The following is a 15,077-nucleotide window of genomic DNA, read 5'->3' on the forward strand; positions in this document are numbered from 1 at the left end:
AAGTCAACACGAAATAATTACAGCAGGGTTCAATTGTCGGATCGAGTAGGCAACCCTGCTGTATTTTTTTTGGATGAAAAAGGCGCCAAGTGGATCAAAATTCAATTACGAACATTTTATTGATTAAAGTAAACAATGGCAGGGGGCGAGCTTGTGTACAAAATGGAGCAAACCTACGATTTGGAACGATTAATCCAACAAAATCTGCATATTCACACTACGTATTCGCCTTGTGCCAAACCTGAAATGATTGCTCGCGATATTGTGAACAAGGCAGTGAAGGACGACATTCGGGTCATCGCGTTTACCGATCATTACAACAGTGAAGATTTTCCGATACTGGACACGAATCGCGAGTTAAAGAAGCAAGCGGAGGAATGCGGCACGGATCTCAAAGTTTTGTACGCCTCCGAGTTGTCAGCATACGGTGTCGGCAAATTTCTCGATGCGCCTGTCATTAATGAAGCTTTGGATTATCGCCTGTATGCCTACAATCATTATCACCTCGATTATTGGGAACACCCCGAAGACAAGTCACCGCGAGGGTATGTGCAGCATGCGCTGCAAGTACTGGAGTCGTTATTTGCTACAAGTCGGGCCGATTGCATTGCCCATCCTTTTATCGGCAGATTTATTCATTGTTTCGATGACAAGACGCTCGTTACGAAGGAGATCACAGATAACGAACTGGGCGATATATTGGAAAAGGGAAAACGAAGCCAGGTTGCCTGGGAATTGAATGTGCCGGCTTTATTCGCCGATCCGGAATTTTCCAAACGATACTGGCGTATAGGCAAAGAGGTTGAAGTTGTGTTCCATTTGGGTACTGACGCCCATTCCATGGCCGCCGTCTCGACGTCCCAGCACTTGGAGCGATTGAAACAGTTATTGAATTAGGTAGGTTCCTAAAGCGAATCGCAGCTCCAGATACGCTTCTCCGAGAGTGTATCATACTGCGTCGAGCGGTTTACTGTAAACGATTAAGCATTTAACTTAATGAATGAGAATATAAATTGGCTGAGTAAGGACTAATGGTTTGCCATACGGGCGGCGTTGCACATTGCAAGTTAAATTTCGAATATTAAGGGAGTGATAGGTTGTCGAACGTTCATGAATTGAAATCTAACAATCCATTCGCTGGTGTGTATTCATTGCTTCTTACACCATTTCTGCAAGACGGAAGTATAGATTGGAATTGCTACGATAAATATGTAGATTGGCAGCTCTCCATGCAGCCAAACGGCCTATTTGCCGTTTGCGGCAGCAGTGAGATGGGGATGCTGACCTTGGATGAACGATTGTCCCTTGCGGAAATTGCTGTGAAGAGAGCGGGCAATACACCGGTTGTCGCTACTGCCAATGTCAGCCCCGACACTGACAGCCACGCCGAAGAATTGCGCCGTATGGAGGAGACCGGTGTGTCAGGTGTGGTTTTCATTCCTCCAAAAGGAATGGGTGAAAATCAGGAACGGCTTGGTGCATATTTTGCTGATCTGGCTGATCGATCATCGGTACCCGTCGTTTTATATGAGTGTCCATTAAATAAGCCGCATCTTATCGATCCGCATGTGTACAGCAGCCTTGTGGTTAATCATGGAATTGTAGGGATAAAGGACACGACTTGTACGATCGAAGGTATTGAGGCGAAAATCAAGGGTGCTCCAGATAGTATCGTCTACCAGGCAAATACGCAGCACATGCTGGATGCCATTCATCTCGGTGCAGGTGGCATCATGGCCATTACAGCAACAGCTGCAGCTGATGTCGTGATACAGCTATGGCGCGAAGCATCGACCCATTCTGACGAGGCTGTCAAGACACATGAGAAGCTTGTAGCTTTAAATGACGCACTTGGCTTGGGCTATACAGCAACCGCGAAATATCTTGCGGCATTACGTGGAATACCAATGAGTCATGTAACGAGATCAAATAAAAGCCTGAGCGAAGAAGCGGCAGCAGCGATACGCGCATGGCACAGTTCAACCATATGAAAAACAACGATTAATCATTTAGGTGTTTTATCGTTCCATATCGAAATTAAAGAAGGGGGTGATTGCAGAATTAAAGGACGAATGGAACATCATCTTTCTGCTCCACTATTAGAAAAGTAGGAAAGGTTCGTGAAGGAGTATGACCATAAGGATGTATATCGTCAGGCATGCCCAGCCTGCGAATCAAGAGCCGGGCTATACAGGCGGACCTAATTACCCGCTGGGCAAGCTTGGATTGGAGCAAGCAGCTTGTGTAGGAGAACAATTCGCCAATTGGCTGCCACTGGATGTTATGTATTCCAGTACCCTGCAAAGAGCACTTCAAACAGCAGAAGCGATCCATAAAAGAAGGAGTGTACCTTGGTATGTGTATCCGGCTTTGTCTGAAACGGATCGCAGAGGCTGGCCACTGATGCGTGAATTGGTAGGTGCAGGGAGCTATGAGGTCCATGCTGAAGAAGCAGCTGCTAACAAAGCCGCCCAAAGCGAGCATTACCCGCTATTATCTAAATTAGGAGAGCTGTTCCCCGGTGTACAAACAGGTGGGGACTTCGATTGGCCGGACATTTGGCAGCCTGCTCTAGAAGCGGAAACGAGAGAGAAAACCTATGATCGCGCAAGACGTGTAATGGCGACTATCAGAAAAATTCATGAAGGCACAGATGTCACGATTGCTATTGTATGCCATGCGGCGTTTGGTTCCGTTATGCTTAACGACCTGCTGGGATGCGATCCATGCGACCATAACCGGTTCAGCTTCTCACATGCCGCCATTGCCAGGATTGATATAGAGGATGATGGTACGGTAAGTCTCCGACTATTGAATTATACTGGGCATCTTCGGCAGGATATGGTCACTGAAGGTGTGGAATTTCAATAGATAAATCAAGTCCTAACAAATAAATTTTTGGAGGAATTACAATGAGTAAGAGTTTCAATTTATTTGGTAAAGTTGCTACGTTTGGATTGACCGTTGCTATGATGACATCATGTTCAAGCTCTGGTGGTACTACGGCTTCACCTGCACCTTCCGGATCATCTTCAACTCCTGCGGGGCCTGCGCCAACAATCAATATTGGTTTCAAAGGCGTGTATGCAGATGGTGACCGAACAAACAACCCAGTATTAGCAGAATTGCAGAAAAAAACAAACACGGTCATTAAAGTTCAAGAAATGCCTGACGATAGTTATGTTCAAAAAATCACTTTGCAATTTAACAGTGGTACGGCACCTGATATCGTTCATGCTAGTACGGATACAACAACAATTGGTATGATTAACAACTTTGGCGCCAACGGTTTGTTAAAGAAAATGTCTGATCTATTACCTAAAATGCCTAATGTTCAAAAATTTTATGATAAAGAAATGCAAAGCAAATTTGTAAATGCAGATGGCAGCTTATACATATTACCTACCCCAAGAGACGTTGGTTATGGCGCAGTATTTATTAGACAAGACTGGTTGGATAACCTAGGTTTAAAAACTCCCAAGACATTTGATGAATATAAGGAAGTTTTAAAGCAGTTTGCAACAAAAGACCCAGACAAAAATGGTAAAGATGGCGATACTTACGGCGCTGTTTTTGATAAACAAAGTGGTTTGGAACCCGCATTAGCACCTTTCGGTGTTCCTTACGCAGATTGGATGAAAACGGCTGACAACAAATTAGTTTGGTCACAAATCACTCCTGAATACAAAAAAGCAATAGGTTTTGCAAGAGAATTAGTTGGGGCCAAAATAGTTGACCCTGAATTTGTAACCTATCAACCAAACAATGGTAAAACTCAACTTATAAGAAACAGCAAAGTCGGTGTATATCAGGGAGTTTCGTCGGGTGCTGCTGCAGACTTAGCTATAATCCAGGAAAAGGCACCTAATGCTAAAGTCGTTGTTCTTGAGGTTCCACCAGCTCCTGGAATTGCAAAAAGTGTATCTGCTTATGGAAACATTATTAAAAAAAATAAAGATGATTTGCCTGTTGGTTTCTCTAGCATATGGGCAGTGAATTCAAAAGTAAATGCCGATGTTTTAGACGGTATTGCAAGAATTTTCGACTTTACATCTGGCGACCAATTAATGACAGTTGGTGTTGAAGGCAGCGATTACACAAAATCAGGTAATGAATATAAACTATCTAAAGACTTAAAAGGTTTAAGACAAGATGGGGCTTGGGACGTTTACACCATCGGCAATATGGAAGGGCAAAGAGAGTTCTGGAAAGACCTGTGGCCAGCAGAAACAGCTACGAACATGGCTAACACAGGATTATCCACTCAACCAAGAGTCGTCTATTTCTCAACTCCTACAACGGATGCACAATTAACACAAATTACAGCTAAAGCAACTGAAATATTTACACAAATTATTTCAGGTAAAGTGGAATTAGAAGCAGGTTGGGCTGAATGGGAAAAACAATTTAAATTGTTAAAAGGCGATGTCATGTCTCAAGAAATAAACGAAAGATATGCTAAAAACGCTAAGTAAAGTAAGCGAATTATTGTAGAACTTACAAGTGCAAGGATAAAGAACATCTTGTCCTTGCACTTATTGACCAAAAGATAAACTCCGTTTAGTAAAGAGGAGATGCCAAAATGTTTGTTCATAATATCAAGAAACACTTTTCACTTTATATGCTTTTATTGCCTGGACTCGCATTTTATATCATTTTTAAGTATGTGCCTATTGTTGGTTATTTAATGGCGTTCCAAGATTTCAAAATTGGTAAAGGACTATTCGGGAGTCCGTGGGTTGGCTTCGATAACTTTCGCTTTATGTTTCAAGACAATAATTTTGTAAACGCTTTAAGTAATACGCTCATAATCAGTGTATATAAACTTATTTTTGGAACTATCGGCCCCATTATTTTGGCATTATTACTCAATGAAGTCATAGGTACTAAATTTAAAAAAGTAATCCAAACCATATCGTATTTGCCTCACTTTATATCATGGGTAATCATTGCCGGTATATTGACAGGGATTCTTTCTTCTAAAGGTATCATAAATTATGTTTTAGTTGAGATGCTTCATCAAGATAAAATTATATTTTTGGCAGACCCCATTTATTTTAGAAGCATTATGGTCATTACCGAAGTATGGAAAAACCTGGGCTGGGGTACCATTATTTATTTGGCTGCTATCTCCGGAATAGATTCTGAAATGTATGAAGCTGCAATTGTTGATGGGTGTTCCCGATTTAAACAAGCTCTATATATAACACTTCCATGTATGATACCAACGATTATTGTGCTGTTGATTTTGCATTTAGGAGGTATTCTTAACGCGGGGTTTGAGCAGATTTATTTGTTCTATACGCCACCTGTATATCCTGTTGCGGATATTTTGGATACATTGGCTTTACGTATTGGTATTCAGAATAATTTTAATTATGGAGTTGCAACGGCTATCACCATATTTAAATCAGTTGTAGGTTTACTCTTAATTATTGCTGTAAACAAAATAGTCAAATATGTGGATAAAGAACATGGCATATGGTAGGAGGCTAAGATGACAAGACGAACAACAGGTGAGAAAATATTCGGTTATGTTAATGGGTTCCTGCTAATCATTTTCTGTATAACCATTTTATATCCATTTATTAATATTATTGCTATCTCTTTTAGTTCTACGGCTGCTGCTAACACAGGATCAATAACTATTTTTCCTATAGGTTTTAATATATCAGCTTATAAATATCTGGCTAATTACAGTCAGCTTGTGACGGGCTTTAATGTAACTATGTTTGTGACGATCATAGGTACAGCATTAAATTTAATTTTTACAGTAGTTACAGCGTATCCGTTATCAAGAAAATATTTACCTTACAGAAAACCAGTTAAATTTTTCTTATTGCTTACCATGCTTTTTCCACCAGGTATTGTCCAGCTGTATATTCTTTATATCAATTTAAACTTAATCGATTCGATATGGGTTTTAATTATACCCGGACTTATTAATACATTTAACGTCATTGTTATGATTAGCTTCTTTGAAACGATTCCACAAGAAATTATTGATGCTTCCAGGATTGATGGTTTATCAGAGATACAAATGATTTTCAGAATTATATTCCCGCTATCCATGGCAGCTATAAGCACAATTGGTTTATTCTATGCTGTAGATCACTGGAATGCCTGGTTTAGTGGCTCTATATTCATAAACACCAAGGACAAATGGCCTTTACAGCTAGTCTTGAAAAATATTTTAAGTACAACGATAGCCGCCGACACTAATGTGGATACGGGTACAGTTCCTCCAGCCTATCAAATTCAAATGGCCATGGTATTTATTACAACATTACCTATTTTGCTTGTATATCCATTTATCCAAAAATACTTTGTAAAAGGCGTTATGATTGGTGGTATAAAAGGTTAATTCAGGAGGTACTTATGATAGAAGTAAGAAACTTAACGAAGCATTACGGAAAACATGTAGCGGTAGATCATGTAAGTTTTACAATAGCCGATGGAGAAATTGTAGGCTTTCTTGGACCCAATGGAGCAGGTAAATCGACTACAATGAATATGATGACCGGATACATGGCTTCAACAGAAGGAGAGGTTATCCTATCGGGACATCATATTTTGGATGAGCCGGAAAAAGCAAAATCTAAAATAGGCTATTTGCCTGAGCAACCACCGCTCTATGTTGACATGAAGGTAGATGAATATTTAAACTTTGTGGCTGATATAAAAAAAGTCAAGTCAAGTCAAAAAAAGGCAATGATTGAAGAAATAAAAGAAACGGTACGGATAATGGATGTGTCTAATAGATTAATAAAAAATTTATCTAAGGGCTATAAGCAAAGAGTTGGTTTAGCACAAGCAATGATAGGTAATCCTGAAATCATTATTTTAGATGAGCCTACAGTAGGGTTAGACCCTAAACAAATTATTGAAATGCGCGACGTTATTAAAACATTAGGTACTAAACATACCGTCATATTAAGCTCACACATCCTTTCAGAAGTTAGTGCAGTTTGTGACAGAGTGATCATTATCAATAAAGGCAAAATTGTTGCTAGCGACACTCCTGACAAATTGTCAAATAACCTGATACAAGGTTCTAAATTGTTGTCTCGTATTAAAGGGACAGAAGCAGAAATTAAACATGCGATTGCTAGTTTTCCATTGATCAAGCATGTACAAATAGTGGGCAGTAAAGAATGCGATACACTGGATGTTATTTTTGAGGGCGACAATCACACAGATATAAGAGAATTTATTTTTCATGCTATGTCAAAAAGTAATTTACCGGTATTAACACAACAACCGCTTAATCTTTCCCTGGAGGAAATTTTCTTAGAAGCAACAGGAGAAAGGATGCAATATGACAAGCATAATTAAAAAAGAATTAAGAACCTATTTTACTACCATGTCAGGATATATTTTCTTGACATTTTTATTATTACTTTCAGCGGTATATTTTGTAATTGGAAATATAGGTGCACAATCAGCAGATTTTTCAGGAGTATTAACAAGTATTGCGGTTTATTACTTATTTTTAATTCCCATATTGACCATGAGGTTATTTGCGGAAGAGGCTAAATTAAAAACAGACCAATTATTATACACATCGCCTGTTTCCATAACGGATATCACTGTAGGCAAATTTATAGCTGCTTCAATTGTATTAGGTATCGGCACGGTACTTACATTCATCTTTCCTATCATATTAATACTGTTTTCAGATATTAACCTGATGCTCATTGTCGTTAGTTATTTGGGATTTATCTTGTTCGGTTTAAGCTTAATTAGTGTTGGCCTGTTTGTATCGTCGTTAACAGAAAACCAAATCATAGCTGCGGTTATCACATTTGCAACGGTATTTTTGTTCTTTATCATGGACGGTTTAGCAAAAGCACTGCCAGCTGATAATATGAGCTCCATATTTTTTATTACAGCAATAATAGGTATATTTGGATTCATCGTATACGACAGTACGAAAAATAAAGCTGTGGCCGTTTGTGTAACCCTTTTATTCTTAGCCGTAGAAGCAGTTTTATATTTCATAAAGCCAACCTTATTTGAGGGTACAATTGCTTATGTTTTACAATGGTTTTCCGTGTTTCACAGATTTACTAATTTTCAGCGAGGCGTTTTACATGTATCTGACATTATGTATAACCTTACCTTTTTTATTGCGTTCACCTATTTAACTATAAATGGAATTGAAAAGAGAAGGTGGAGGTAATATTGACGAATTTAATTCATGCCTTGAATAATAAAAAATTTAGATATGGAGCATTTTCAACATTAACAGCAATAGTCGTTTTAGCGGTGTTGATCATTGTAAACTTCATCTTTTCCAGTTTAAATTTAAGTTATGATGTCAGTAAAAACAAAGCATACTCCATATCCCAATATTCAATAGATATGATTAAAAAAGTACAAGACCCCATACATATTTATGTTTTTACAAAACCTGGGAGTGAAAATCCTGATTTTAAAGATATTATCCTCGATTATACAAAATATAACAGTAACATTCAGGTTGCTGTAAAAGATCCCAATTTATATCCGCAGCTTGTGGAAAAATTTAAATCGGACCCGTCGCAAGCGGTTTCAAGCAACAGTGTTGTGGTGGAAAATGGAAAAACAAATAAGTTCAAATTAATAGATGCCGGGCAAATGATTACAATCGGATTTGACCAGCAAACCTATAAAGAATATGTACAGTCTATCGATGTTGAGCCTCAAATTACGAATGCTATTGAACATGTGACAAGTGAAAAAACACATATCATATATAGTATAACAGGCAATGGTGAGCTATCTTTGCCAGAAAAACTCACTGATGCCATTAAACTTGCCAATTATGAAATGAAGGATATAAATCTATTAACAGAAGAGGTTCCCAAAGTGGCAAACTTAATTTTTGTAACAACACCTGCCAAAGACTGGACATCAAATATGGTAAATAAAGTAAAAACGTATTTACAAAATGGAGGACGAGCGGTTTTTGCACTTAATTTTACTACTTCTGCTTTTCCTAATTTAATGTCAGTTGTAGGTGCCTATGGAGTGTCTGTAGACAATAAAGTGATCATAGAACCTAATACCAATCATTCTTTACCCAATCAACCTACGGTATTGCTGCCTAATCTGGAAGCCAATGAAATCACCCAAAATTTAGCAGACAAACAATACAAAGTATTGCTGCCGGTAGCAACTGGCCTTAAACAAAATAGTATGAAGAGAAATTCATTAAAAGTAACTCCGTTATTAACCAGTTCCTCTAAGTCATATGCCAAAAATAGTTCAGCTCAAAGTGTTGAAAAAGCGAATGACGATATGTCAGGGCCATTTAATTTGGCAGTCATGATTACGGATTATACGGATACGAAATCTTATTTGGAAACAAAATTAGTCGTTATTGGTACAGATACGCTAATATCACCTGAATCCAACTCCGTATCCGGAGGAACGAACTATAATTTCCTGGTAAATTCAATAAATTGGACTCAAGGCAAAGAAAGCGGAAGCTACATCCCTCCTAAAGCTCCTAATGCTGCTGCACAATTACAATTAAGCGGCGCACAAGCGGTTATCATCACATTAGTGACCGTAATTGTTATTCCATTGATAATCTTAGTTACGGGTATTGTGGTTTGGGCTAAAAGGAGAAATAGCTAAATGAAAAAGAAAATCATATTCTTTATCGCGGTAGTCACAGTTTTGGTTATCCTGCTGATTACTCAATTTGCCATTCAAACTAACAATCAAAAAGAAGGAACTCAAGCAGCGGCAGCGGAAACTACCGGATCAACACCAACATTTTCGATTGGTGGCAGTGAAAGCGATGTACAAGAAATCAAAATCTTTAACACAGCTGGTGTGATTAAATTAGTATCTACAAAGGCGATTTCGGGTAGCGAGAGTATGGATTGGGCTTTGGAAACCAAGCCGGACTTTCCGGTAGACCAGAATTTGTTAAACGATATTGCTGTAAGTGCTTTAACCAAATTCAATTTGCTTGACGAACATGCAACGAATTTAAAGCCATTCGGGTTAGACCCTGCACATGCTGAAATGACTGTTACTCTTAATGATGGTAGAACTCATACAATAAAAATAGGTAACCCAACTCCGGATCAGACAAATTATTATGTTGTTATTAACAATGAAAAGGGAATTTATCTAATGAATAGCGGTAATGCAAAAAAATTATTAGTAAGTTTAAACGAGTTGCTTGACAAAAAAATGCCTGAAATTAATTTAAAAAACTTAAAATCGATTGAGATCCTTAAATCAGGAAAGCCTTTTTTAGATCTAAAAGCAAAACAAAATAAAGAGTCTACACCTGCATCCTTACCCGGAGCACATCTATTACCAACTAATCATTTAGTTATGAAGTATCCTGTACCTGACAGGGAGGTTTACTTGGAGGATTTTGCTAAAAGGACTTTTGGATTGCCTGGGGGTACTACCAATATAACTAATAATACGATAAAAGTATTAACCCTAGTTGATGAGAAGCCGTTAGACTTGGGACATTACGGACTTTCGGTGCCAGCACTAGAGCTGACAATTCAAGATGATAAAAATGAATATCATCTCATGTTAGGTGATGCAAGCGGAGATATCATTTATGCTAAATTTGCTGACAAGAACTATATATTTTCGATAAACCGAGAAAGCATCCATTCCTTACTTACATTTGAGCCCATTTCATTTATAGATCGCTTTTTAGCTTTAATCAATATTGTTGATTGTGATCAAATTTCAATAGAAGCTTCATCTTCGAAATTCAATGTAACAATTAATCATAAAAAATTACCAATAGCAAGAGATCAATCCACTCCAGGTGAAGAACAAAGCGGAATATTTAACGGTAAAGTGGTTGAGGTTGATCAATTAAGAAAGTTTTATGAAATGATAATAGGACTAAGTTTTGATGCGGTTATAGAATCTGTAGAAAAGCCTGGAAATCCTTTAACTACGATAACATATACAACTAAAAAAGGAGAAAAGACCGTAACTTTCTATGCATATAATGATAACTTCTATTTAGTAAAAGTAGGTGATGGAGCTGCTCAATATTTAATAAATAAACAAGCCGTTGATGAAGTCATAATGGCCTGTAAGGATATTTTGTCAGATAGATTTTGAGTTCACTTTTAAGTTCTTTATCACATAGTAAGGGGATGGCGCTCGATGAAGGCACTGATTATTTCTGATATCCACGCCAATATTTATGCATTAGAAAACATATGGAAACAAGAAAAAGACAGTGATGTCATTTATTGTGCAGGAGATTTGGTTGATTACGGACCTTTTCCCAAGGAAGTCCTACAATGGATTATGGAGCATAAGGCTTTGTGCGTGAAAGGAAACCATGATGAGCGTGTAGCCGCCTTATATCGCAACAAAGATCAATTGTGGAATGTTTCGCTTGAAGAGCGAACCTGGGCGCATGACAATGCTCAAAAGCTTGGTGAGGCGGATATTGAATTTTTGGAAAATCTGCCTCTTTCACTTGCGTTCACTATGGATTCTATTGGATATACCATGCAGCATCTGTACAACAATTACGAGACGATTCCCAGTCTCCATCATTATGATAGCTTCTGGGAACAGCAGACCAAGGAACCGATTACTAGCATGGAACATAAACGAATGATATTCGGCCACACGCATCGGAGAGCCATTCATTATCTAAGCAACCATGAACTATGGATGAATCCGGGAAGCATCTCGTATCGCAGACCTGACGATCCATCTAAAGAGGCACATTATATGACGATTACAGATGGACGTATCGATATGAAGAGCTTACAATACGATCGCTCACCCCTGCTGCAGGCAGCCTTGTCCACAACACTCAAGCAAAGAGGAGAACTAGATGTAGCTCTAGTCTTTTTCGGGGAAAACTAGAGGGGAGTAGAGAAGATTTTCATGAAGAAGGTTAGCGGCAAGAGTCGTTCGCACCAAACTCTAGCGGCTGATCGCGCTTGTTCGTGAGGTGACACAAATGGCACGGTTGACTAATGCGTTATTTCAAAAATAAGCAATCGAAAAGAAATCACATCAACCGTGCCATGGTATAATCAAAGGATATTCTTGGAAATTCTGATAGAGAAGGGAATCAGCAATATGGCAAATATCGAGCACTTCCAAACCGTAAATGTTCCAGCTTCAACGGTATATGAAGCATTAACCACTGCAAAAGGACTTTCAGAAATATGGACAAATGAACTAATAGTCAATGATCAGATCGGTTGTATAAATGAGTTCCGATTCGGCGGCAAGGGCTTAACCAAGATGCGAGTTGATGAGCTTGTTACCGATAAAAGGATTTTGTGGCAGTGTGTTGATTCAGATCCAGAATGGATAGGTACGACAATTTCTTTTGATATGGAAGGGAAAAACGGGAAAACTTCAATCATTTTTCGTCAAATGAATTGGGCGGAAGTTACCGCATTTTATCGCGTATGTAATTATAACTGGGCTATTTTTTTGTACAGTCTTAAACAGTATTGCGAAGAAGGCGAGGGTCTTCCATATCATAAACGGAAATTTTAGAACCATTGATAACACGGATCGGTGAAACAAACCTGAGCGACTTGAAAGTTACCGTTATGAGCAATGTAAGCAGCAGCAAATTTGCCAATTCCAAGTCGCTGTTCAGCGACAATTTCGAAAACGGAGATGCGGCGGGGTGGACATCCGTTACAGGCGGCTGCCCGGCTCGATTTGCAGATCCGCGATATTTACCGAATTTCGAATTTCACAGTGTTTCACCCTTACGTACAGCAGTTGCTTGAACGTTCGGATGATGGGGATTTTAGTCCTACAATGCCTCATTTTATCCCATGTTTGATGCCGGATCTCGACGGTGGCCTGGTGACCAGGTGTCTGATGATTATCCCATTCCCGACGGATAGTAGGTAGGGCAGAGGTCAGTACTGCATTCGTTAGTGTCTGTAGCCTTTTTAGTTTCAATGATTGACTAGATTGTAGCGCTATCGTAAAATTAATTTTGTAGTGTTAATTTTAGGTAATGCACTTACTTAAAAGTAAGGGGATGATTTATCAATGATTCATCAGCGTGAATGTCCAGTTGAGACACTCATTCATGTTTTAAGTGGCAAATGGAAGCCAATGATTTTATGGCATTTGATTGAATCCAAAAAGAGATTCAACGATCTGGAAAAGCTTATACCTGATGTTTCACAAAAAATGCTTTCACAACATCTCCGAGATTTGGAACGAGAAGGCATAGTCGATAGAACGGTCTACCCTACTATCCCTCCAAAAGTAGAATATTCTCTTAGTGAATACGGCAGAACATTGATTCCTGTAGCAGAAGTCATGTGTGCTTGGGGAGAAAATCATAATAAGCGGAAATATGAAGAGTCGGCGTCATAAAGCTGGTTCGATGAACTTGTACACTAATTCAATCAATTCAAAACAAAAGCTGCCACGGGATTCCGGGCAGCTTTTGTTTACCTGCAGTCGCACTTCTGATATGAATTAATTATCAGGCTTGAGCTAATAAAACTCCTTATAGTGTAGAATTGTCGCCAATCTGCCTTTAGAATTTTCCTGTCCTCCCGACCTCCTCGTATAATTATGGTGTCCCTTTCTGTCATGCTTACTTTTAAGTAAGTACCCTACTTTAAAGTGGGTTCTTAACATATTTTTGAAGCGATGCTAAGCTGGAGTTAACCAAATATTGGGGTCTATTTTAGAGGAGGAAAGCACAATGAAAATTATTGTTTTTGGAGCGACGGGGAATACAGGGAAAAGAGTATTGGGACAAGGGATAAAATTGGGGCATGAAATGACCGCATTTGTGCGAAATTCTGAGAAGCTTTATGACCAATTAGATGAGGATTCCGCAAAGCATGTGAAAGTGATCGTGGACGATATTACGGACCCGGTGAGCGTTGGTGAGGCGCTCGCGCATCATGACGTCGCTATTATTGCAGCAGGCCATGCGGGCCAGGGAGAAGAGTTTGTTCGTATCGTCGATAACATTATAAGCCAATGTGAACTCCAACCTAGTTTCTCTGGGCGGGTATGGATAATGGGAGGAGCCGGCCTGCTGGATATTCCATATACGGATCTCATCGGCAACAATTTACCTGGCTTCCCACCTGAGTATAGAAATCACAATCGGAATTTCGAAAGGCTGCAACAGACTCAACTCGATTGGTCCATTATGTGTCCGGGAACAATGATTGATTCGAGAGTGCAATCTGATGCAGTTCGTCTACATGTAACAACGGAAACCTTGCCCATTCCGATTCCGGAGACGATCCAGGAATATTCCGAGGCAGATATAGCCGGTTACTTGTTCAGCCGATTTCAAGAGCTGAATGTTGCTTATGACGATGTCGCAGCATGTATGTTGGACCATCTTGAGCTCGGAGGAGCGTTTAAGAGAAAAAGGGTCGGTCTAGCCTATCAAAGCAATATTATGGTGCGCTGAGGAGAAGGGGGTAATGGGTTTGTTTGGATTACTGCTCGTTTTGCATATATTGGCTTCGATCGCCATAATTGGCCCCGTTTTCGGGATGCCCATCATTCGAAGATCCGCTAGAACCGTCGACCAACTGCACTTTGCTTTTGGTATAACGACCAAACTTGCCATAATCCCTAAAATTGGCGGATCCGTACTTATTTTAACCGGGATTTGGCTTATGTTCATAACCAAGATGGGGTTATCCCAAATGTGGCTGAATGTATCCATCCTTTTATCGCTGCTCATGGTCGTCATGATCGACGGATGGATCGAGCCTCGTATGAAAAAGATCATTAAGATCATATCTGAAAGTCAAGACCAGGGTAATGAAATACCCGCCGAGTTCGGACTGCTGATAAAGAAGATCGTACCAATCGAGACGGCTGCACAGCTGCTGATAATTGCCATATTGGTGCTTATGGTCGTTAAGCCATTTTAAAGAAGCCGATGGGAGCGTTCTAGCCACATTTTGACCGCTAACGTATCGTAAACATCGGTAAAAGGACTTTCGAATATGGAAAAGAAGATCTGTAGAATTAATTATTGAGGAAATTGCAATAGAAGCGGATGTTCGTGCAAATAACCATAAAGCGACACTCCATAAACTGCAACATACTTG

16 protein-coding genes are annotated in these 15,077 nt (G+C 39.3%); all 16 read left to right on the forward strand.

From position 1 onward, the window contains the following. Window positions 1-162: 162 nt before the first annotated feature. The 16 genes from NST47_RS20035 to NST47_RS20110 all read left to right on the forward strand — a co-directional run bounded on the left by NST47_RS20035 (window position 163) and on the right by NST47_RS20110 (window position 14,897). Window positions 163-897 (forward strand): PHP domain-containing protein, encoded by a 735-nt coding sequence (locus tag NST47_RS20035; RefSeq protein ID WP_341159711.1) that lies wholly within the window; start codon window positions 163-165, stop codon window positions 895-897. A gap of 200 nt (window positions 898-1,097) precedes the next feature. Beyond that, the gene (locus tag NST47_RS20040) at window positions 1,098-1,991 is read left to right on the forward strand and encodes a dihydrodipicolinate synthase family protein (RefSeq protein WP_341156698.1); all 894 of its coding nucleotides are present in this window, start codon (window positions 1,098-1,100) and stop codon (window positions 1,989-1,991) included. Between the two features lie 151 nt (window positions 1,992-2,142). Beyond that, window positions 2,143-2,871, forward strand: coding sequence for a histidine phosphatase family protein (locus tag NST47_RS20045; RefSeq protein ID WP_341156699.1), 729 nt, complete (start codon window positions 2,143-2,145; stop codon window positions 2,869-2,871). 41 nt (window positions 2,872-2,912) lie between these two features. Continuing rightward, window positions 2,913-4,475, forward strand: a complete 1,563-nt coding sequence (locus tag NST47_RS20050; RefSeq protein ID WP_341156700.1) for an extracellular solute-binding protein — start codon at window positions 2,913-2,915, stop codon at window positions 4,473-4,475. Between the two features lie 107 nt (window positions 4,476-4,582). Further along, on the forward strand, window positions 4,583-5,488 hold the full coding sequence (locus NST47_RS20055; RefSeq protein ID WP_341156701.1) for an ABC transporter permease: 906 nt from the start codon (window positions 4,583-4,585) through the stop codon (window positions 5,486-5,488). 9 nt (window positions 5,489-5,497) lie between these two features. Then, a complete protein-coding gene (locus NST47_RS20060) occupies window positions 5,498-6,364 on the forward strand; it encodes a carbohydrate ABC transporter permease (protein ID WP_341156702.1) in 867 nt (288 codons plus the stop codon). A gap of 14 nt (window positions 6,365-6,378) precedes the next feature. Next, window positions 6,379-7,335 carry an ABC transporter ATP-binding protein gene (locus NST47_RS20065; RefSeq protein ID WP_341156703.1) on the forward strand — a complete coding sequence of 319 codons (957 nt, stop codon included), beginning with the start codon at window positions 6,379-6,381 and terminating at the stop codon, window positions 7,333-7,335. Then, window positions 7,319-8,182 (forward strand): hypothetical protein, encoded by an 864-nt coding sequence (locus NST47_RS20070; protein WP_341156704.1) that lies wholly within the window; start codon window positions 7,319-7,321, stop codon window positions 8,180-8,182. Before NST47_RS20065 ends, NST47_RS20070 begins: the two co-directional genes overlap by 17 nt. A 2-nt stretch (window positions 8,183-8,184) precedes the next feature. Then, on the forward strand, window positions 8,185-9,624 hold the full coding sequence (locus NST47_RS20075) for a GldG family protein (RefSeq protein ID WP_341156705.1): 1,440 nt from the start codon (window positions 8,185-8,187) through the stop codon (window positions 9,622-9,624). Continuing rightward, complete coding sequence (locus tag NST47_RS20080) at window positions 9,625-11,100, forward strand: DUF4340 domain-containing protein (RefSeq protein ID WP_341156706.1); 1,476 nt, start codon at window positions 9,625-9,627, stop codon at window positions 11,098-11,100. A gap of 45 nt (window positions 11,101-11,145) precedes the next feature. After that, entirely contained in the window at window positions 11,146-11,865 is a 720-nt protein-coding gene (locus NST47_RS20085; RefSeq protein WP_341156707.1) for a metallophosphoesterase family protein, read from the forward strand. 219 nt (window positions 11,866-12,084) lie between these two features. Then, window positions 12,085-12,513 (forward strand): SRPBCC family protein, encoded by a 429-nt coding sequence (locus NST47_RS20090; RefSeq protein WP_341156708.1) that lies wholly within the window; start codon window positions 12,085-12,087, stop codon window positions 12,511-12,513. A 5-nt stretch (window positions 12,514-12,518) separates the two neighbouring features. Next, on the forward strand, window positions 12,519-12,755 hold the full coding sequence (locus NST47_RS20095) for a hypothetical protein (RefSeq protein ID WP_341156709.1): 237 nt from the start codon (window positions 12,519-12,521) through the stop codon (window positions 12,753-12,755). 271 nt (window positions 12,756-13,026) lie between these two features. Then, a complete protein-coding gene (locus NST47_RS20100; protein WP_341156710.1) occupies window positions 13,027-13,359 on the forward strand; it encodes a winged helix-turn-helix transcriptional regulator in 333 nt (110 codons plus the stop codon). A gap of 337 nt (window positions 13,360-13,696) precedes the next feature. Beyond that, complete coding sequence (locus NST47_RS20105) at window positions 13,697-14,425, forward strand: NAD(P)-dependent oxidoreductase (RefSeq protein ID WP_341156711.1); 729 nt, start codon at window positions 13,697-13,699, stop codon at window positions 14,423-14,425. 13 nt (window positions 14,426-14,438) lie between these two features. Then, on the forward strand, window positions 14,439-14,897 hold the full coding sequence (locus NST47_RS20110; RefSeq protein WP_341156712.1) for a DUF2269 family protein: 459 nt from the start codon (window positions 14,439-14,441) through the stop codon (window positions 14,895-14,897). The last annotated feature ends 180 nt before the right edge of the window (window positions 14,898-15,077 follow it).

This window comes from Paenibacillus sp. FSL H8-0034, assembly GCF_038000305.1.
Taxonomy (GTDB): domain Bacteria; phylum Bacillota; class Bacilli; order Paenibacillales; family NBRC-103111; genus Paenibacillus_S.

Bases quoted from the DNA above. Each gene is read 5' to 3' on its own strand.
- NST47_RS20065 (WP_341156703.1), top strand. From the start codon at position 6,379: ATGATAGAAGTAAGAAACTTAACGAAGCATTACGGAAAACATGTAGCG.
- NST47_RS20100 (WP_341156710.1), top strand. From the start codon at position 13,027: ATGATTCATCAGCGTGAATGTCCAGTTGAGACACTCATTCATGTTTTA.
- NST47_RS20085 (WP_341156707.1), top strand. From the start codon at position 11,146: ATGAAGGCACTGATTATTTCTGATATCCACGCCAATATTTATGCATTA.
- NST47_RS20035 (WP_341159711.1), top strand. From the start codon at position 163: ATGGAGCAAACCTACGATTTGGAACGATTAATCCAACAAAATCTGCAT.
- NST47_RS20080 (WP_341156706.1), top strand. From the start codon at position 9,625: ATGAAAAAGAAAATCATATTCTTTATCGCGGTAGTCACAGTTTTGGTT.
- NST47_RS20110 (WP_341156712.1), top strand. From the start codon at position 14,439: ATGGGTTTGTTTGGATTACTGCTCGTTTTGCATATATTGGCTTCGATC.
- NST47_RS20090 (WP_341156708.1), top strand. From the start codon at position 12,085: ATGGCAAATATCGAGCACTTCCAAACCGTAAATGTTCCAGCTTCAACG.
- NST47_RS20050 (WP_341156700.1), top strand. From the start codon at position 2,913: ATGAGTAAGAGTTTCAATTTATTTGGTAAAGTTGCTACGTTTGGATTG.
- NST47_RS20060 (WP_341156702.1), top strand. From the start codon at position 5,498: ATGACAAGACGAACAACAGGTGAGAAAATATTCGGTTATGTTAATGGG.
- NST47_RS20055 (WP_341156701.1), top strand. From the start codon at position 4,583: ATGTTTGTTCATAATATCAAGAAACACTTTTCACTTTATATGCTTTTA.
- NST47_RS20105 (WP_341156711.1), top strand. From the start codon at position 13,697: ATGAAAATTATTGTTTTTGGAGCGACGGGGAATACAGGGAAAAGAGTA.
- NST47_RS20070 (WP_341156704.1), top strand. From the start codon at position 7,319: ATGACAAGCATAATTAAAAAAGAATTAAGAACCTATTTTACTACCATG.
- NST47_RS20045 (WP_341156699.1), top strand. From the start codon at position 2,143: ATGTATATCGTCAGGCATGCCCAGCCTGCGAATCAAGAGCCGGGCTAT.